Origin of the sequence: Runella sp. MFBS21, assembly GCF_029433105.1 — a bacterium.
Taxonomy (GTDB): domain Bacteria; phylum Bacteroidota; class Bacteroidia; order Cytophagales; family Spirosomataceae; genus Runella.
The window spans coordinates 219353-236596 of the sequence record NZ_JARNTW010000003.1 but is presented as its reverse complement, the minus strand read 5'-3'; the positions used below and the strand labels follow the sequence as shown (position 1 = coordinate 236596).

The 17244-nt window shown below is 42.5% G+C and carries 19 protein-coding genes; 15 read left to right on the top strand and 4 right to left on the bottom strand.

What is annotated here, in order from left to right; all coding sequences use genetic code 11:
* Positions 1 to 23: 23 nt before the first annotated feature.
* Positions 24 to 1292, top strand: coding sequence for an FAD-binding oxidoreductase (locus P1X15_RS08380; protein ID WP_277337700.1), 1269 nt, complete (start codon positions 24 to 26; stop codon positions 1290 to 1292).
* 46 nt (positions 1293 to 1338) lie between these two features.
* On the opposite strand, the gene P1X15_RS08375 is transcribed toward P1X15_RS08380, so the two are convergent.
* Positions 1339 to 1803 (bottom strand): hypothetical protein, encoded by a 465-nt coding sequence (locus tag P1X15_RS08375; protein WP_277337699.1) that lies wholly within the window; start codon positions 1801 to 1803, stop codon positions 1339 to 1341.
* Between the two features lie 73 nt (positions 1804 to 1876).
* Between P1X15_RS08375 and P1X15_RS08370 the strand changes: the two genes are divergently transcribed.
* The 13 genes from P1X15_RS08370 to P1X15_RS08310 all read left to right on the top strand — a co-directional run bounded on the left by P1X15_RS08370 (position 1877) and on the right by P1X15_RS08310 (position 14513).
* Positions 1877 to 2932, top strand: coding sequence for a proline racemase family protein (locus P1X15_RS08370; protein ID WP_277337698.1), 1056 nt, complete (start codon positions 1877 to 1879; stop codon positions 2930 to 2932).
* Between the two features lie 3 nt (positions 2933 to 2935).
* Positions 2936 to 3940, top strand: a complete 1005-nt coding sequence (locus tag P1X15_RS08365; RefSeq protein ID WP_277337697.1) for an ornithine cyclodeaminase family protein — start codon at positions 2936 to 2938, stop codon at positions 3938 to 3940.
* 262 nt (positions 3941 to 4202) lie between these two features.
* Complete coding sequence (gene hisG, locus P1X15_RS08360; RefSeq protein ID WP_277337696.1) at positions 4203 to 5057, top strand: ATP phosphoribosyltransferase; 855 nt, start codon at positions 4203 to 4205, stop codon at positions 5055 to 5057.
* 151 nt (positions 5058 to 5208) lie between these two features.
* The gene (gene hisD, locus P1X15_RS08355; protein WP_277337695.1) at positions 5209 to 6477 is read left to right on the top strand and encodes a histidinol dehydrogenase; all 1269 of its coding nucleotides are present in this window, start codon (positions 5209 to 5211) and stop codon (positions 6475 to 6477) included.
* Between the two features lie 36 nt (positions 6478 to 6513).
* The gene (gene hisC / locus P1X15_RS08350; protein ID WP_277337694.1) at positions 6514 to 7572 is read left to right on the top strand and encodes a histidinol-phosphate transaminase; all 1059 of its coding nucleotides are present in this window, start codon (positions 6514 to 6516) and stop codon (positions 7570 to 7572) included.
* A gap of 55 nt (positions 7573 to 7627) precedes the next feature.
* Positions 7628 to 8161, top strand: a complete 534-nt coding sequence (locus P1X15_RS08345) for a hypothetical protein (RefSeq protein WP_277337693.1) — start codon at positions 7628 to 7630, stop codon at positions 8159 to 8161.
* 258 nt (positions 8162 to 8419) lie between these two features.
* Positions 8420 to 9205, top strand: coding sequence for a helix-turn-helix domain-containing protein (locus P1X15_RS08340; protein ID WP_277337692.1), 786 nt, complete (start codon positions 8420 to 8422; stop codon positions 9203 to 9205).
* Between the two features lie 338 nt (positions 9206 to 9543).
* Positions 9544 to 10143 (top strand): hypothetical protein, encoded by a 600-nt coding sequence (locus P1X15_RS08335; RefSeq protein ID WP_277337691.1) that lies wholly within the window; start codon positions 9544 to 9546, stop codon positions 10141 to 10143.
* 20 nt (positions 10144 to 10163) lie between these two features.
* On the top strand, positions 10164 to 11087 hold the full coding sequence (locus P1X15_RS08330; protein ID WP_277337690.1) for a hypothetical protein: 924 nt from the start codon (positions 10164 to 10166) through the stop codon (positions 11085 to 11087).
* 358 nt (positions 11088 to 11445) lie between these two features.
* The gene (locus P1X15_RS08325) at positions 11446 to 12291 is read left to right on the top strand and encodes a helix-turn-helix domain-containing protein (protein ID WP_277337689.1); all 846 of its coding nucleotides are present in this window, start codon (positions 11446 to 11448) and stop codon (positions 12289 to 12291) included.
* 66 nt (positions 12292 to 12357) lie between these two features.
* Positions 12358 to 13041: a hypothetical protein gene (locus tag P1X15_RS08320; RefSeq protein WP_277337688.1), complete on the top strand. Its 684-nt coding sequence runs from the start codon at positions 12358 to 12360 to the stop codon at positions 13039 to 13041.
* A gap of 119 nt (positions 13042 to 13160) precedes the next feature.
* Positions 13161 to 13607 carry a hypothetical protein gene (locus tag P1X15_RS08315; protein WP_277337687.1) on the top strand — a complete coding sequence of 149 codons (447 nt, stop codon included), beginning with the start codon at positions 13161 to 13163 and terminating at the stop codon, positions 13605 to 13607.
* Positions 13608 to 13670: 63 nt separating this feature from the next.
* The gene (locus P1X15_RS08310; RefSeq protein ID WP_277337686.1) at positions 13671 to 14513 is read left to right on the top strand and encodes a helix-turn-helix domain-containing protein; all 843 of its coding nucleotides are present in this window, start codon (positions 13671 to 13673) and stop codon (positions 14511 to 14513) included.
* Between the two features lie 32 nt (positions 14514 to 14545).
* On the opposite strand, the gene P1X15_RS08305 is transcribed toward P1X15_RS08310, so the two are convergent.
* On the bottom strand, positions 14546 to 15151 hold the full coding sequence (locus P1X15_RS08305) for a Uma2 family endonuclease (RefSeq protein ID WP_277337685.1): 606 nt from the start codon (positions 15149 to 15151) through the stop codon (positions 14546 to 14548).
* Between the two features lie 184 nt (positions 15152 to 15335).
* On the opposite strand from P1X15_RS08305, the gene P1X15_RS08300 reads away from it, so the two are divergent.
* Positions 15336 to 16058 (top strand): hypothetical protein, encoded by a 723-nt coding sequence (locus P1X15_RS08300; RefSeq protein WP_277337684.1) that lies wholly within the window; start codon positions 15336 to 15338, stop codon positions 16056 to 16058.
* A gap of 9 nt (positions 16059 to 16067) precedes the next feature.
* Here P1X15_RS08300 and P1X15_RS08295 read toward each other — a convergent pair whose 3' ends face one another.
* Positions 16068 to 17057 carry an NAD(P)H-dependent glycerol-3-phosphate dehydrogenase gene (locus P1X15_RS08295; protein ID WP_277337683.1) on the bottom strand — a complete coding sequence of 330 codons (990 nt, stop codon included), beginning with the start codon at positions 17055 to 17057 and terminating at the stop codon, positions 16068 to 16070.
* Positions 17058 to 17115: 58 nt separating this feature from the next.
* Positions 17116 to 17241: a FeoB-associated Cys-rich membrane protein gene (locus P1X15_RS08290; RefSeq protein ID WP_277337682.1), complete on the bottom strand. Its 126-nt coding sequence runs from the start codon at positions 17239 to 17241 to the stop codon at positions 17116 to 17118.
* Positions 17242 to 17244: the final 3 nt, after the last annotated feature.

Sequence of the window (17244 nt, the reverse complement as noted above, 5' to 3'; positions counted from 1 at the left end):
TCTTTAATTTAGCATCAAAAACTATGACTTCAATCACAATCATCGGAGGAGGCGTAAGCGGTTTGTTTTCGGCCTATTATCTCCAAAAAGCTGGCTGCCAAGTGACTATAATCGAACAAGGTACTTTTGAAGATGGCTGCTCTTTTGGCAATGCAGGAATGATTGTGCCGAGTCATATTGTGCCCTTGGCTCAGCCCGGTATGATTGCAAAAGGCTTACAATGGATGCTCAAATCGACCAGCCCTTTTTACGTCAAACCAAGGTTGAGTTGGGATTTGATGCGTTGGGGAATGCTCTTTTGGAAACATTCGACTGAGCAGCACGTACAACGCTCGATTCCGGTGTTGAGAGATATTAGTTTGTTGAGTAAAAAACTATTTCAAGACTTAGCTGCCTCGCAAGAGATAGACTTTGGATGGCATGAGCGTGGGTTGTTGATGCTCTATAAAAATGCTGATACTGAGCACGAAATGGCCGAAGAAGCCCACCTTGCTAATGGTGCGGGGATTGTGGCAGATATACTCACGGCGCAGCAAGTACAAGACCTTGAACCTCAGGTGAGAGTAGATGTGAAAGGGGCGGTGTATTATCCTGGAGACGCACATATTACACCCAATTTGCTTGTCAAAAACTTGGTGAGTTATTTGAAAAAACGAGGTGTGTGGATTCACGAAAATCAGGAAGTAATTGCTTTTGAAAAACAAGGCAATAAAATCATGGCGGTGCAGACCAAAAATACGAGTGGAGAGCGTAGTATATTCAAAACAGAAACGGCCGAATTGGTCATTGCGGCGGGAGCGTGGTCGCCTGTTTTGACCGAAAAATTGGGCATATCCTTACCACTTCAAGGGGGAAAGGGCTACAGTTTTATGGTAAAAAATATAGCTCAAAATATCCAAGTACCTGCTATCATGCTCGAAGCCCGAGCTACGGCTACGCCAATGGGGACAGATTTGCGTTTTGCAGGTACGCTCGAAGTAGCAGGTACTGACATGACGATAAACATGAACCGAGTGAGGGGGATTGTGCAGGGAATCAATCGCTACTACCCCGACATGGAGGTGGCATTGCCAGAAAAAGAAAAAGTGTGGCGTGGTTTGCGTCCTTGTTCACCCGATGGTTTGCCTTACATCGGAAGGGTAAAAAGTTTTGAAAACGTGACTTTAGCTACCGGCCACGGTATGATGGGTGTAAGCCTTGGTCCTGCTACGGGGAAACTTGTCGCAGAATTAATCTTAGGGGCCAAAACCAGTATGGATATTCAGGATTTTAATCCTTTGCGTTTTGGATAAATGCCGAAACGCAGGGGGCGTTTTGAACGCCCCCTGCGTTAGGAGGTTACCCTGAAGTATGTGGCATACTTTTCTTTTTCTTCTGGTATATTTCCCATTGTTCAGGCGTCAAAATTGATTGAAACTTGGTTTCTCTTTCAGCCTGCCATTTTTCTACGGTAGTTCTTACTTGTTGGATTTCTTGGGGCGAAGGTCTGGTAGTAGCGTGTGATTTCATAAACGCTTCCTGATAATCATTCAGACGTAAGGCATAGTCTAAGTTGGCGGTTTCGACTGAGAGCGATTGTTCGTCGGTAAGCTTTAGCTTTTTATCCATCCACTTGGTTTGTTCCTCGGCGATCTTGTCGGGGGTGAGGGGTTTGCGAGGGGTATCGGGAAATTGACTCCTAGAGGAATACCCACGGCCATATCCATAACCTCCGCCATAACCCCCATATCCATACTGTGCCAAACCCTCAAAACTTACCAAAAGCGCAGCGATAAAGATAAACTGTATTAAAACTATTTTCATTTTGCACGTTTTTTAGAAAAGTGTCCGAAATCTACTTATTTTAACCTCACTTTCAAAAATATTTAAACGCTTTATGTCCTCTATTGCCCAACGTCTTGCGGCGTTAAATGATTGGAATCCCCCCAAAGAATGGTTACAAATTACAACTATCGATGCGCATACCGGAGGCGAACCGCTGCGGATTATTACGTCGGGGTTACCGCTATTGGAAGGAAATACCATTTTAGAAAAAAGGCGGTATTTAAAACAAAACCTTGACTATTTGCGAAAAGCCCTCATGTGGGAACCCCGTGGTCATGCTGATATGTATGGCTGCATTGTGACTGAGGCTAGTAGCGACAATGCAGACTTTGGAGTGATTTTTTTGCACAATGAAGGCTACAGCTCTATGTGTGGGCATGGTATCATCGCCATTACAAAAGTCGCCGTGGAATTGGGATTGGTGCCACTCCAAGAGCCTGTTACAAAGCTGATAATAGAAGCACCTGCGGGGTTGATTACTTCCTATGCCTATGTCAATCAGGGGCATGTGAGCTCGGTAAGTTTTGAAAATGTACCATCTTTTGTATTGTATCGCGACCAAGTGGTGGAGGTAGAAGGACTTGGTGAAGTACTGCTTGATGTGGTGTATGGTGGGGCTTTTTATGCCTACGTAGATGCCGATAAGATAGGGCTAGGCATGGCCGAAAGCAATTATCGACTTTTGATTGAAAAAGGCATGACTATCAAAAAAGCCGTTATGGATAAGCTCGAAATCAAACATCCCTTTGAGGAAGATTTGAGTTTTTTGTACGGTACTATCTTTTATGGCAAGGGGCATTCTGAAGGAACAGATAGCCGCAATGTATGTATTTTTGCCGAGGGTGAAGTGGATCGTAGTCCTACGGGTACGGGCGTTAGTGGGCGGGTGGCACTGCATCATGCACAAGGACAATTACCGATAGGTCAGCCGATGGTGATTGAGAGCATTGTGGGGAGTCGATTTGTGGCAAAGGTAAAACAAGAAACAACTTTTGGACCCCACAGAGCTGTCATCCCAGAAGTAGAGGGTAGAGCACATATCTGTGGGAAAAATACATTTTTGATTGACCCCGACGACGCTTTGGGACAGGGTTTCTTTTTAAGGTGAATCATGAAAAACGTAATGATGAAAGAGCATTCAACTTTTCGTTTTCTTTCGCGTCAAGTGGTGGCGGAGGCTGTATCAATGGTGGAGGCTATTGACGTGATGAAAGAGGCTTTCCAAAGTCTTTCAAACGGAGAGGCTGTAGTACCTTTGAGGGTTAATCTTCCCCAACCTGAGCAAAATGCCCAAACCCTTTTTATGCCCGTCTATTTGCCTTCATCAGAAGCATTAGGCGTCAAAGTTGTTACGATTTTTCGGGAAAATCCAGCCCAAAATTTACCATTGATACATGGCATGATGCTGGTCATGGATGGGATTCATGGGCAACCGCTGGCGCTTTTGGATGCGGAGTATTTAACGGCGCTGCGAACGGGTGCCGCCGCAGGATTAGCGACCGACGTATTGGCTAGAAAAGACGCCAAAGTGTTGGCAGTTTTTGGAACAGGTGCCCAAGCACGTACCCAAATCGAAGGCGTGGCTGCGGTAAGGTCATTAGAGAAAATACTTGTTTTTGGGCGAGATATCGCGAAAACGGAGGCTTTTTGTGAGGAAATACACAACCGATTAGGGCTTTCGACAGAAGCGGCGCAGGAGCCTTCTCAATTGGAGGAGGCCGACATTATTTGTACCGCCACTACTTCAAATGTGCCCGTATTTGAACACAAATACTTGAAAAAGGGGGTTCATATTAATGCCGTTGGTGCTTATCGGCCAGATGCCCGCGAGATTCCAGCGGCTACCATGCAAAAAGCCCAAATTGTGGTAGAGCAGCGTTCGGCGGCTTTGGCTGAGGCAGGAGATATTGTGTTGGCGATGAAAGAAGGTTTTTTGAGCAATACCCCCCATCTGACAGAACTAGGCGAAATATTGATCCAGCCTCGACCTTTTCGTCTTAGCGAAGATGAGGTTACAGTTTTTAAATCCGTCGGAAACGCCGTGCAGGATTTGGCAGTGGCTAGTTTTTTGATTAAAAAAGCCCAAAAACATGATTTGGGCGTTGTTTTAGCCTAAAATCCTCTTTTTTTGTACAAATCCTTGACAATCCTCAGAGACTAAGCTACATTTGCAGCATCAATTTGTACAATTCTTCGTGAAAACACCCAACTACGCTTTTTTTCGACATCATCACCACCACGCCTACGGGCGAGCGTAGAAACTTTTTATAACGTATGGCTTCAGGATACGAGTCATTCGTCCCCTCCAATTTTATTAGATTTTCAAATGTTTCACTGTGCTATAAGTACAGTTGTAAACACCTAACTACCAATCATTCATGTTACGTATTGCCATTCAAAAATCGGGACGCCTTAGCGACGATTCTATTAAATTATTCAAAGAGTGTGGGATTCAGTTTGATAGTAGCTCTTCGGGTAAACTGAAATCTATTTCGGCCAACTTCCCTGCCGAATTTTTGTTTTTACGCGACGACGACATCCCGGGCTATGTCGAGGATGGGGTCGCGGATTTGGGAATTGTGGGTGAAAATGTATATACCGAAACAGGTCGTGAAGTGACCGTAGTACATAAATTAGGCTTTTCTAAATGCCGTCTTTCATTGGCAGTTCCGAGAGGTACGCAGTGGAATGGTGTTCAGGATTTACAAGGAAGGGGCATTGCTACTTCGTATCCTCGGATTTTGGGAAATTACTTAAAAGAAAATGGGGTAGAAGCCGACATTCACGAAATCAGCGGCTCGGTCGAAATTGCCCCCAGTATCGGATTGGCCGATGCTGTGTGCGATATTGTGAGTTCAGGAAGTACCTTACTTAGCAATGGACTCAAAGAGGTAGAGGTTATTTATCGTTCGGAAGCTATACTGATAGCCGCTCCTAATTTGAGCGAAGAAAAAGCCCTTTTGCTTGATAAAATCATGTTTAGAATCAAGGCGGTGCAAGCGGCCCAAAATCACAAATATATTTTGCTGAATTGTCCGGCGGCTTCAGTCAATGAAATCATGCAATACATTCCGGGGATGAAAGCACCGACGGTATTGCCACTCGTAACGGAAGGATGGGTGTCGTTGCATTCGGTGATTAACGAAAACGATTTTTGGTCAAATATTGAAAAAATTCGCGAAGCAGGTGCAGAAGGGATTTTAATCATACCTATTGAAAAAATGATTCGATAATTTTGGAATCTTTGAGGTAAGTAGTTAAGTAAAATTAGCTTAGACTTTCCAAGTTTTATGCCTATGCCTTTGATAATCAGAAAAATTAAAAACTTGGAAAGTCTAATTTTGCATAAATGCTTAATATTCAAGACAAATACTGACACAACTCATGCAAATCATTCCATATCCTAGCCGTAGCGAATGGCCGTCACTCTTGGCTCGCCCTACCCAAAGCATGGCCAAAATCGAAAAATTGGTAGCCCCAATCTTAGAAAAAGTACAAAAAGAAGGTGATGCTGCTATTAAGGAATTGACCTTAAAATTTGATAAAATTGAGCTGGTAGATGTAGCGATGCCTGCTTCAGTGATAGAAGCGGCGGAGGCTAGTCTTTCTGAGGAGTTAAAAGCGGCGATTCGTCAGGCATATGCCAATATTCGTAAATTTCACGAAACCCAATACCAGCCTGTTCAGAAAGTAGAAACCATGACAGGGGTAACTTGCTGGCGACGGAGTGTCGGAATCGAGAAAGTGGGGCTATACATCCCCGGTGGGTCGGCACCGTTGTTTAGTACAGTGCTGATGTTGGGAGTTCCGGCTCAATTGGCAGGTTGTAAAGAAGTAGTGCTTTGTACGCCAAGTGACCACCCCGCAATTATGTATGCGGCTCAGTTGGTAGGAGTTACCAAAATCTTCCGTGTAGGAGGGTCGCAGGCTATTGCAGCTATGGCTTATGGTACAGAATCGATTCCGAAAGTATATAAGATTTTTGGACCGGGCAATCAGTACGTGACTGCGGCCAAAATGCTCTTGGCCAAAGAAGGAGTAGCAATAGACATGCCTGCTGGGCCATCAGAAGTGGCAGTGTATGGTGATAGCAGTGCTGTTCCGGCTTTTGTGGCGGCAGATTTGTTGTCGCAAGCGGAGCATGGAGCTGACAGTCAGGTATTGTTAGTTTCGACTGATAAGAAATTTTTGGCTTCGGTCAATATCACTTTAAGTACACAGTTGGAAGCATTGCCTCGTCGCGATTTTGCCCGTAAAGCTATCGAAAACAGCAAGGCAATTTTGGTAGAAACCGAAGAAGAAGCGATTGATTTGTTGAACGAATACGCCGCCGAGCATTTGATATTGAGTGTGAGGAATGCCGACGAAGTATGCGAAAAAATCATCAATGCGGGGTCTATCTTTTTAGGAAATTATACCCCCGAATCTTGCGGAGATTATGCTTCTGGTACCAATCATACCTTGCCTACCAACGGCCACGCTCGGGCATACAGCGGGGTATCGTTAGATAGTTTTGTGAAAAAAATTACGGTGCAGCATATCACCCCTGAAGGCCTGAAAGCTTTAGGCCCTACCGTAGAGGCGATGGCTGAAGCCGAATCGCTACAGGCACACAAGCGGGCTGTAAGTTTACGATTGAGCAGTTTGTCGTGAAATAGATAGTTTTCAAGAATTTTTCCGATTAGCACAATGACTTTTAATTTAGAAAAAATACTTCGCCCTCATATTCTTAATTTAGTACCTTATTCGTCGGCTCGGGACGAATACACGGGCAAAGAAGGTATCTTCTTGGATGCCAACGAAAACCCCTATGCGGCGGTCAATGGTCAAGCTTGGAATCGCTATCCTGACCCCTATCAGTGGGCGATTAAAGAAAAATTGGCACCCATTAAAGGCGTACGTCCTTCACAGATTTTCTTAGGAAATGGCTCTGACGAGCCGATAGATTTGTTGGTACGGGCTACTTGTACTCCTCGCCAAGACAACATGATTTTGTTGCCTCCTACCTATGGCATGTACCAAGTAAGTGCCGATATCAATGACGTGGCTGCCATCAAAGTACCTCTCACGCCCGATTTTCAGATTGATACCGAGAAAGTGTTGGCAGCTATTACACCTCATACCAAAATCATTTGGATATGTTCGCCCAACAATCCTAGCGGAAATTCGGTAAAGCGAGAAGCAATTTATGCCCTTTTGGAGCAATTCAGCGGGTTAGTCGTTGTGGACGAAGCCTATATTGATTTTTCGGATGAGCCTTCATTTACCCAAGAATTGGATACTTATCCTAATCTTGTGGTGTTACAAACTTTCTCTAAAGCTTGGGGCTTGGCCTCTTTGCGTTTGGGAATGTGTTTTGCTTCGGAAGAAATCATCAAGGTTTTGAATAAAATCAAGCCTCCTTATAATTTGAGTGGGGCTACGCAACAGTTGTTACTTGAAGCGCTTAATCACGTAGAAACAAAAAACAAAATGGTGCGTGATATTTTGGCTGAGCGCGCCCGTTTGGGCACGAATTTGGCCAGCTTGCCGTTAGTTAATAAGATATATCCTTCGGATGCTAACTTTTTGTTGGTAGCTTTTGAAGATGCTTCGGCGGTGATGCAGTATTTGATTGATCAAAAAATCATCGTCCGAGATCGTTCTAAAGTGCTTCTTTGTGATGGTTGTTTACGAATCACGGTTGGCACACCTGAAGAAAATGATATATTAATAAAAACCCTAAAGGAGTTTGCGGTAGTGGCTTGAGCGATGAGGGATTGATGATAGGTAGTTGTCTTGTAGAAAACCAAATTTATTTTCAATGAAAAAGAAGCTTTTATTTACGTTCCTCTTTTCGTTATGTTCATTTTTGCCGTCCTTGGCACAGTACAACAACTGGGCGGTTGGGTTTCAGCTGGTAGAGCCTTCAGGGGTAAATCTTCGGAAGTATTTTGGTGAAAACAAAGCATTTGATGTTTCGGTAGGAACGTACGGGTTGTTTTATGGCCGTGATCGCAAATACCGCAAAGGTTATTACCAAAACGCTGGCTTGTCGTTGCGAGCTACTTATTTATGGCATCATGGACTTTTCAAGAAAGAATTGCTGCATGTTTATTATGGTTTTGGTGGGCAAATCAACTCACGCCGGTACTATTTTGAATCTCGCAATGCCCCTGGACTTAAAGAATATACCAACAATATTTCTTTAGGAGGTGCTGGACTAGCAGGCGCTGAGTATTTTGTGAGCGGAAGTCCTCTTTCATGTTTTGTAGAGGCAGGATTGTATGCGGAATTAGTACCAGCTATTTTTTATTTACATCCTCAAGCCAGCCTTGGTGTAAGGTTTAACTTTTAGTTAGTTGTTAGAGGGCTATACGTTCTCTTGAATACAACGATTTTATATTACCTAAGATAGATTTATCCCTGACTTTTTCTTATCGAAGGTCAGGGATTTTTGTGTATTATACCTTGGTTAGCAAAGTTTTTTTTGTCAAAAGAAGCATTGCTTTGTATGTCTCAGAATGATTATCGACCGTTTACTAAGTTTACGGTCTATCTTCTTGTATATCAGGTACTTTTGGTGTATTTTCAAGAACACTAAACCTGATGTGCTTTGCTACAAAAATTTCTACCTCTGCCCATTTTGCGCTCTTTCGTAAAAGAATATTGGTGTTTGCACATTCAGCATGAAGCACCTACCTTGAATCTGCCCATTGCGCCCATCCCCGAAACCTGCCTTTATTTTTATCCAAAAGGCAAATTACAGGTATATTATTTGGATAATACATCAGCTACAATTCCTGATAATGTCGTTACGGGGCAAACAACCTTACGCCACAACTTGTTGATTCCTAACGACTATCGAATGTTTAAAGTACTATTGCAGCCGTCAGGCTTTTTTCGGCTGTTTGGTATACCGATGACGTTGTTTACGGGAGGTCACGAAGAAATGAATTTGGTATTGGGAAACAAAATCAACGAACTACGAGAACAGATTGAAAATGCTGATACGTTTGAAGAAATGGTATGTTATACAGACGCTTTTTTGTTGGAAAAAGTGAGGAAGTATCAAGTCGAAAGACATCCGATTGATGCTGTATTGGAGCAACCCGATTTTTATCGGTTTTCGTTGGATGAGTTGGCTCATGATGCTTGTTTGAGCAATCGGCAGTTTGAGCGGAAATTTCTGGAAAGAACAGGAGTATCTCCCAAGTTTTATAGTCGAGTTGTGCGTTTCAATCGAGCGATGAAAATCAAGCAACAACAACCCAACCGCAGTTGGTTACATATTGCTTACGATTGTGGCTATTTTGACCACAATCACTTATTGCGTGATTTTAAGCAGTTTACAGGAACCGTCCCTACTGGTTTTGATTTTGAAAATGCGGTGATATACTGACAAACTACATCAAAGTCTTCAACGTTTCGATGTTCAGAGCTTCGTCAAACACCGCCTGAATCGGGATGGAGAACCCTTCATGACAAAACTTTTGATTGTGCCTTCAGCGGCTTTTAGGGTAAGTTCATATTGACCATCTTCGTAGTGGTATTGTTCAATGGTTTGGGGGGCGGGGTCAATGATCCAATGGTACTTTCAGTTGGTAAACAAATGTACGAAAATTAGGACAAATGACATCAATTAGGCTTGATTACAAAGAAGTACTACAAGAAAAATGTCGTTTTTTTACTATGCTTTTTTCCTTATTTAAAAATAGGTTTGTAAAAACACAACTCATTATGAACGAAAAGGTTATACATTTGCAGCGAGCAAGTAGTTGCTTTATTATTACAGGAATTACCTACTTGGTTTTCAGTTTCCCATTCTGGTTTTTAGGGGCAGTTGATGAAGATGGTAAAGGCAGATTTATCCTTCCCTTTCTGGTGGTTATGGATGATTTGATTCCACAAAATTTACAATCTTGGGCTGGATTAATCGGCACACTTTCGATGCTCATAGGAGCAGTGTCTCTTTGGAAAACAGGAGAGCCTACAGGCTTTGGCAAAAGACGTAAATTCTTTTATGTTTCTATCGCTGGAGCTATTTCCTATATTTTAGGACAATGGATGCCGTTGCCTTTTGCGCCGCTGGGAGCTTTTCTGAGTGGTTTGGGAATGATTTTGGTAGGAATAGCCAGTATCAAAGAAAAAATATGGACGGGTTGGAAACGGTACGTGCCTTTGGTGGTAGGTTGTTTTCCATTCTTGTTTATGTTTCCGCTACTGATTGTCACAGGCAACCGCCCTGCGGCAGTGATTGGTTTTTGGGGCATTCCGTGGATAATCCTTGGCATAGCAGCATGGCAACGAGTATCGGAAGTGAAACTTAGTTTGGGGTAATAATTATCACTATCGAAAAAATGGCTATCAACAACAACCCAACTACCACCAAATGGGCATTGCTCCTTTACAGTATTCTTACGTTGCGCCACTTTGGTCTTACGATGATGTTACAATTCATCGTGAATCCTCAGTTTGCGAATGTGCATGAAAACTTTCTGTTGTACGTAACCACCTACAATAGCTTAATGATTTGGGTTGGTTATGTACCCGCTGTTTTAATGCTGTTGTCATCTATTTCCATGATTTGGCTGGCTCCTCCTATTTTTCCCAAATGGGCTGTTTATGCCGGCGTAGTATTAGGTGCAATTTCCGTGGCAACTACTCTGTTGGTGATGATGCCTATCTATACACAATGGGCAATCACAGGCTACGATGCAACGCAAAATCGACATCTTTTGTCCCAAACGCTTTATTTTCAAATTATTCCTTCGGCATTGCAAGTAGCTATTTTGCTGTCATTCCTGTATGTATATTTTCGAGATATAAAGCCTGTTGCCAAATGGATATTTTTTTGTGTCGTTGTATTGAACTTTTACAATTTGGGTACAACAAGCATTGAAGGTAGTCTGGCGTATCCTTTGTGGGAAACCGTAGGCGCAAAAGATTGGCTGGCTTACCGACAAACACCTCCCAGTCTGTTGTTTAGCATTATGTTCGTTTTTGCAGCTTTCTCCCCGATTTTTCTATTGATTGCCATGTATTGGCAACGACCAAAAGAAGTTCCAAAATACTTGGTTACAAGCTATTTGCTATTGGTACTTTACCTTTTTGCAATTACAGCCCTTTATTTTGTTCCTCATTTTCAAATCCCATTGAACAACACTCATTCGTTGTCTTTGATTAAGGAATTGAAAACAAACGACTGGTTATACAGAGCTCCTGCAGGTTTAGCCTTACAGGTCATTGTGGCTTGGATGTTTTTGAAAATAAAGCCAAGCTAACCTTGTAAAGGTTCAAAACCTTTACAAGGTCGATTTTTTTACCATTTACTGACAGAATGAGTTTTTTGCGTGCTTACGGGCAAATTTGTATTTCTTCTGGATGGCAAACGTGTATCAGCCAACGGGGGCGATACTACTTTTGTTTCTCGTGGGACTTGACATGGCGGCAATGGCTGGTGTCTATAAAAAATACAATTCAAAAATTCTGGGTCTGTCCATAAGGTAGGGACATTACGGTGTTTTGTAGAGATGTTGCATTGCAACGTCTCTACCGTCGTATTTATTAAACGGTATTCCTCTTCTCCATTTCTTCTTTATCTTTGAACTAGCTCATTATCAATTCTATTTCAAAAAAAGAATGGTTTTTGAACACATTCATCCCTCGCCTTTCCTTGCTCCATTTGTCAAAAAGTACTTGCTGCTGCATTTTAAGGTAAAGCAGGGTAATGCTTCTTTTGTGAAACCATACCCGCCTTGTCCCGAACAATGCCTTACTTTTAACCCGCGAACTCCGCTTACGAGTATCAATCAACACACCGACGAGGTCGTACAACGAGGTGCCTGTTACGTGTCAGGTCAGCAAGTTTCGAGACTTAACTTGCACATTTCAAACGACTATATCATGCTCAAGGTGGTGTTTTGGCCCGACGCCATGTACCAATTATTTGGTGTACCGCTCCGTTGCATTACCGACCAATACCTCGACACGGAAAGTGTGATTGGACATGAAATAAAAACCGTCAATGAACAAATGGCGAATGCTTCCTCTTACCATGACATCATCACAATTGCGGAGGCCTACTTGTGGCAAAAAGCAAAAAAACGAAAAATTGACGCAAGTCCAGTGGCTCAAATTGGGCAGCTGCTGATTAAAGACCCTAATCGTTTTTCGTTAGATTGGCTAGCAAACCAGGCGTGTTGGAGTCCACGACATCTGGAACGACAGTTTATTGAACGCATGGGCGTTAGCCCTAAATTTTTGGCTCGCATTAGTCGTTTTGATAAAGCATTTGAGCTCAAACAACAAAGCACTTCACTCGATTGGCTAAGTATCGCTCTACAAACGGGTTACAACGATTACCAACACTTAGTCAAGGACTTCAAACAATTTGCTGGCGTTACGCCCAATCTTATCCTTCAAGCAGAACTGGACTCTCCCGAACGCAGACTGGGGCTGGTGACAAAAACAATGGCTACGCGCTAAATTCTGTCGTTTTTTTACCACCTCTACACGCTTAAAAGGCAGTAAGTTTCGAAAAAAACATTCATCATGGAAAAAACCTACCGCTTTCTACCCTACTTTTTTGTTGCCTTTTTTATTTTGGTCATCTATTGCTTCTACCAAAGTTACTTTGGTGAATTTCCAGATTTTCAAGGCGTTATCAGTCCCATTGGCAATGTTCCTATTACCATCACTACCGTTACTCACTTTCACGCTATCTTCATCATTATCTGGTTGCTGATGCTCATTGTCCAACCAATTTTGATTGTGCAGAAAAAACTCGAATGGCATCGGTGGGTAAGTAAGGCTTCTTATGTAGTGGTGGCGTTGATGGTCGTATCGCTAATACTGATTATCAACCAAGAGCAAAGTCGAGAAAAAAGCCTGCCTGTTTTCACTGCCAACCTATTCGATGTACCTGTGTTCTTGGCTTTTTATGGCTTGGCTATATACTTTCGCCGAAAGCCCGCTTACCACGCTCGATTTATGGTGATGACCGTCATCCCTTTTCTCAATCCTGCGGTAGCTCGCCTGCTTGTCAATGGCTTGGCTGTGCAGCTGGTTTTTTGGTTGTTATTCTTTGGAGTAGAGTTTTTTACTCGAAAAATGTACAAGCCTTACTTAATTGGCTTGGGATATTATGTGTTTAATTTGGCTCTTGTCGCTTATTTGTTTTTGGGAAATCAACCTTTATTAGATAAAATTTGGCAGCTGTTTTTTGGGAAAGTCTAGTTGTTAATGACGGACGGGACGTCCGTACCACCTGTAATTCAACGATTTTTTACCACTACAATCTCACTCTAACTTTTCATTTTTGTGCAGTTATGTTTTACCCAACTGCCTGTTCAAAAATGAAAAATTTACTCTTTGTTCTCTTGATTACGTCGGGAAGTCTGTATGCCCAACCCTCCGAAGAAGCTATTAAGGCCACGCTACTCGCCGAAGCAAAAGCACTCAAAGCCCATCAGCCCAGCGAAGTTCGGAAGCATTGGTTGTTTGATCCCAAAGACACAAAACATACCATTGTAAGTGTAAATCTGCCCGATGGTACGTACACTTCACGCACAGGTGCCGATTTCGCCAGCGATGATGCCTTTCCACCTGCTATGCCACTAAGTGTCAGCAATGCCGACTTTCGTATCAAATCGGCGGGTAACTTCGCCAGTGCTAATTATCAAACCACCTATACAGCCCCCGACGGAAAAGCAGTAAAAGCACACCGAATCGTTTTGCTCGAAAAAACAGGAAATGATTGGAAAATTACTAGTATCTCTGAACATTATTATTTACCAAAATAGGCTGATAATCAAACTTTTGTGTATCTTTAAACAACGATTGTAAGTTATGTTTATTCGATCGCTATGATTTGCCAACGTTGTCAACCCGCCCCTATTCTCGAAGCCTACATCAAAGAGTATTTGGTGCTGCACATGCGATTTGGGAAAGACATTCAGTTTCCCATAAAGGCATATCCTGTTAATCCCGAAGAAGGAATGACGTTTGTAATACGAGGTACCAAAACCGCCGAAACCGTAGAAACAGGAGAGTTTAAAGTCCGTCCTAAAACGTGCATTTTTGGTCTGCCTACTACTCGCCAAAATCTACATTTGCCTTCCGAATACATGATGGTACACGTTCGATTTCAGCCCGGAGCCATTCATAAACTACTACGGATTCCGATGTACGAACTTCTGCATCAATACGTAGAAGCGCAAGCGATTTTGGGACGAGAAATCGACGATGTGGAAGACCAATTATCTAATGCAACTACCTACGACGAGCTACCGCTTATTCTTGACCGATATTTTACAAAAAAAGTTACCCGAGTCAAGTTTGGGTTTGAACCCATTGATAAGATAGGTAATCTCATTTTGACTAATCCTCAGGGTTTTAGTCTCACCCAAACGGCCAGTGATGCGTGTTTGAGTTTTCGGCAATTTGAAAAACGTTTTGAGCGACAAGTAGGTGTGACGCCTAAATATTTTGCTCGTATTTGTCGGTTTTATCAAGCTTATTCGCTCAAAGATGCCCGTCAAGATTTGGATTGGTTGAGTATTGCGGTGAAAACAGGCTACACCGATTACCAGCATTTGGTCAAAGATTTTAAACGTTTTGCTGGAGTAACGCCCAATATTTTGATTCAAGAGAGTAATCTTAATCCCGAACGCCGCCTTCAGCTCAATGCTGAATTTGTGGGGCTGTAAAAGCTAACTAACCCTGTAAAGGTTCCCAACCTTTACAGGGATTTGAGTTCGACTTGAAACCCATTTTTGAGCATCAGTTCCCACAAGTTTATTTCATAATCATCGATGACGATAAAGGGTAAGTCCCAACGGATAAACTCCCATTTTTGAAGGTTGTCGGCAACCAAGATTCGGCGGGAGGAAGAAAATACCCAAACGACCCGTTCTACCCCCCATTGAAGCAGCTGTTCGGTTTTGCGATGAAAGTATTCTTCTTCGCTTTTAAAATAATCGTACTCTTCTATTTTTATATCTACTTCGATGACCACATTGGGAGGAGTGTCCACATAATTGACCGAATGAAATCCAATATTCAAGCGTCCTTCTTTATAAATGGCGATATCGGCCGAAAAATTAGCGTTTTTAGATAGATGAAGCCCCAATTCAGAGCTTAGTGCCGAATAGGTATCTGGCAATATTTTGAACAAATGTTTTAAGATAGCTGCGATAATAAAAGATTGTAATGCACTAGTACCTATATTGATTTCTTCAATTTTTTTCAGCCCTAACACAAAATCCTTGTACCCTTTTCGGTAAAGAGGAATGCCGTCGAATTCTTCGTAAATCAGGATTTTGGGAATGAGTTTGGTATCTTCCATAGTTTCCGAATGTTTTTTTCAAATATAACCAAATTTAGGCGAAACAGGCTTTGACAAGCAGCGGTTTGAAAAGGAAGTTTTATAAGGTTAAAAACAACTATTTTTTACCACTAAGCACTGAGTTTTCTTGCCGAATTTTGGCTATATCATTTTGTATGACAGTACGTTATAAATTCTGTAACAGATGGAGCCACTCAGCAAAAATCGCAACATTAGTTTTCTTTTTATATTCTTTTTTATTTGTGCCATTTATGGCTTTTATCGTTCCTACTTTGGGCTTTTTCCTACATTTGACTCTCGCATTTCTACCCTTACTCACCTACATGGCATTTCGATTACGATTTGGATGAGTGTACTGATTATCCAGCCACTGTTGATTCGATTTAGACAACACAAACTGCATCGACTGATTGGGAAATTTTCGTATGCTTACGTGTCCTTTCTGGGACTAATCATGATTTTAACCATTCGCCAAGGGTATTTAAAAGGTGTTGGCAAAGTGCCGCAAGTCGATTTATTGGCGTTTCAATTTGTCCCGATAAGTGCATTCGTCTGTTTTGTCTGGTCATATACCATGGCCATTCGCCATCGTACACAGCGTACTATTCACAAAAGTTACATGATTGTTCATGCGTTAGGTTTACTTTGGGCTGCTTTCGGGCGATTGGATTATCGCTGGCTTGGCGTACAAGCATTTGAACAAAGCATTGCCGTTTCGTATTTACCTTCTGCCTTTTTATTGCTCTTGATTTTCTTATATGAATGGAAACAACAAAAAAAGAAGAATCGGGTATATTTAATAGCTTTAGGAGTATTTTTGGCTGCGCCGTATTTCTATTATTTTGAAACAAAAGGCATAGTATGGCAGACAATAGCGAGGGTGATTTTTGGGGTGATTTCCTTTTAACATAAAAACTCACTGGAGTCGTAGCTTTAATTTGCCTATTTCGGTGCTAGGATTTTCGCGCTCGTACAAAATCTTGTAAGTAGCTTCTGTAATAGGCATATCTACTTTGTATTTTTTGTTCATTTCAAAAATACTATTGACGGCATAATACCCCTCCGCTATCATTTTCATCTCCATTTGGGCAGATTGAACACTATAACCGCGTCCAATCATATTGCCAAAAGTACGGTTACGACTAAACTGTGAATAAGCCGTCACCAGCAAATCTCCTAGATAAGCCGAAGCACTCAAGTCTCTCGGGCGAGGGTCAACGGCATCTACAAATCGTTTGATTTCCTGCATGGCATTGGAGACAAGTACGGCTTGGAAATTGTCGCCATAGCCCAGGCCATGACTAATACCGCAAGCCAAGGCTACGATATTTTTCATGACAGCGGCATACTCTACACCGTACAAATCCACTAATGGACGCGCCATTACGAAGTGGCATTTCATAAGGTCAGCAAAATGAGCGGCGCAGGCTTCGTTGGTAGAAGCAATGGTGAGGTAAGATTGTTTTTCTAATGCTACTTCTTCGGCATGACAAGGGCCTGCTATAACGGCGATTTGGCTAATTGGTACCTCAAAACGTTCCTCTAGCCAGTCGGTCACTAAACAATGTTTTTCGGGAATCATGCCTTTGATAGCTGAGATAAGGCGCTTTCCTTCAAAGTGTTTGGCAGTGAGCGAAGAGAGTGGCTCTTGGACAAACGCCGCCGGAATCGCCAATATAACATACTCTGCTCCGTTGAGAGCATCAGTGATTTTGGTGAATGTTTTGACTTTGCGCGGACTCAATCTTACGTCGCGGAGATAGTCGGGATTGTAATGGTGCTTACGAATGTGCTCGACGGCGGTGCGGTCGCGGAGCCACCAACGAATCTGAACGTTGTTTTCGGAAAGAATTTTAATGATAGCAGTGGCCCAACTGCCACCCCCTATGACGGTGATTGTGGTCATCAGAATGTTGTAAGAAATAAATCCGCGTAAAAATAAGGGCAAAGAGCAAACTCTAAAACTATTTTGTACATCCGCATCCTTTGCCGCAGCCCGATTTCTTGGGGCTGAGTTCTTTACGAAGGCGATTCCCAACGTAGCCTAAGGCACCTAAAAAAAGAGTTGATATGATGATAGTTTCGAGCATGAA

What these genes read in the sequence shown, in the direction of transcription:
- P1X15_RS08380 (WP_277337700.1), top strand. Translation starts at nt 24, where the DNA reads ATGACTTCAATCACAATCATCGGAGGAGGCGTAAGCGGTTTGTTTTCG.
- P1X15_RS08375 (WP_277337699.1), bottom strand. Translation starts at nt 1,803, where the DNA reads ATGAAAATAGTTTTAATACAGTTTATCTTTATCGCTGCGCTTTTGGTA.
- P1X15_RS08370 (WP_277337698.1), top strand. Translation starts at nt 1,877, where the DNA reads ATGTCCTCTATTGCCCAACGTCTTGCGGCGTTAAATGATTGGAATCCC.
- P1X15_RS08365 (WP_277337697.1), top strand. Translation starts at nt 2,936, where the DNA reads ATGAAAAACGTAATGATGAAAGAGCATTCAACTTTTCGTTTTCTTTCG.
- hisG (WP_277337696.1), top strand. Translation starts at nt 4,203, where the DNA reads ATGTTACGTATTGCCATTCAAAAATCGGGACGCCTTAGCGACGATTCT.
- hisD (WP_277337695.1), top strand. Translation starts at nt 5,209, where the DNA reads ATGCAAATCATTCCATATCCTAGCCGTAGCGAATGGCCGTCACTCTTG.
- hisC (WP_277337694.1), top strand. Translation starts at nt 6,514, where the DNA reads ATGACTTTTAATTTAGAAAAAATACTTCGCCCTCATATTCTTAATTTA.
- P1X15_RS08345 (WP_277337693.1), top strand. Translation starts at nt 7,628, where the DNA reads ATGAAAAAGAAGCTTTTATTTACGTTCCTCTTTTCGTTATGTTCATTT.
- P1X15_RS08335 (WP_277337691.1), top strand. Translation starts at nt 9,544, where the DNA reads ATGAACGAAAAGGTTATACATTTGCAGCGAGCAAGTAGTTGCTTTATT.
- P1X15_RS08330 (WP_277337690.1), top strand. Translation starts at nt 10,164, where the DNA reads ATGGCTATCAACAACAACCCAACTACCACCAAATGGGCATTGCTCCTT.
- P1X15_RS08325 (WP_277337689.1), top strand. Translation starts at nt 11,446, where the DNA reads ATGGTTTTTGAACACATTCATCCCTCGCCTTTCCTTGCTCCATTTGTC.
- P1X15_RS08320 (WP_277337688.1), top strand. Translation starts at nt 12,358, where the DNA reads ATGGAAAAAACCTACCGCTTTCTACCCTACTTTTTTGTTGCCTTTTTT.
- P1X15_RS08315 (WP_277337687.1), top strand. Translation starts at nt 13,161, where the DNA reads ATGAAAAATTTACTCTTTGTTCTCTTGATTACGTCGGGAAGTCTGTAT.
- P1X15_RS08310 (WP_277337686.1), top strand. Translation starts at nt 13,671, where the DNA reads ATGATTTGCCAACGTTGTCAACCCGCCCCTATTCTCGAAGCCTACATC.
- P1X15_RS08305 (WP_277337685.1), bottom strand. Translation starts at nt 15,151, where the DNA reads ATGGAAGATACCAAACTCATTCCCAAAATCCTGATTTACGAAGAATTC.
- P1X15_RS08300 (WP_277337684.1), top strand. Translation starts at nt 15,336, where the DNA reads ATGGAGCCACTCAGCAAAAATCGCAACATTAGTTTTCTTTTTATATTC.
- P1X15_RS08295 (WP_277337683.1), bottom strand. Translation starts at nt 17,057, where the DNA reads ATGACCACAATCACCGTCATAGGGGGTGGCAGTTGGGCCACTGCTATC.
- P1X15_RS08290 (WP_277337682.1), bottom strand. Translation starts at nt 17,241, where the DNA reads ATGCTCGAAACTATCATCATATCAACTCTTTTTTTAGGTGCCTTAGGC.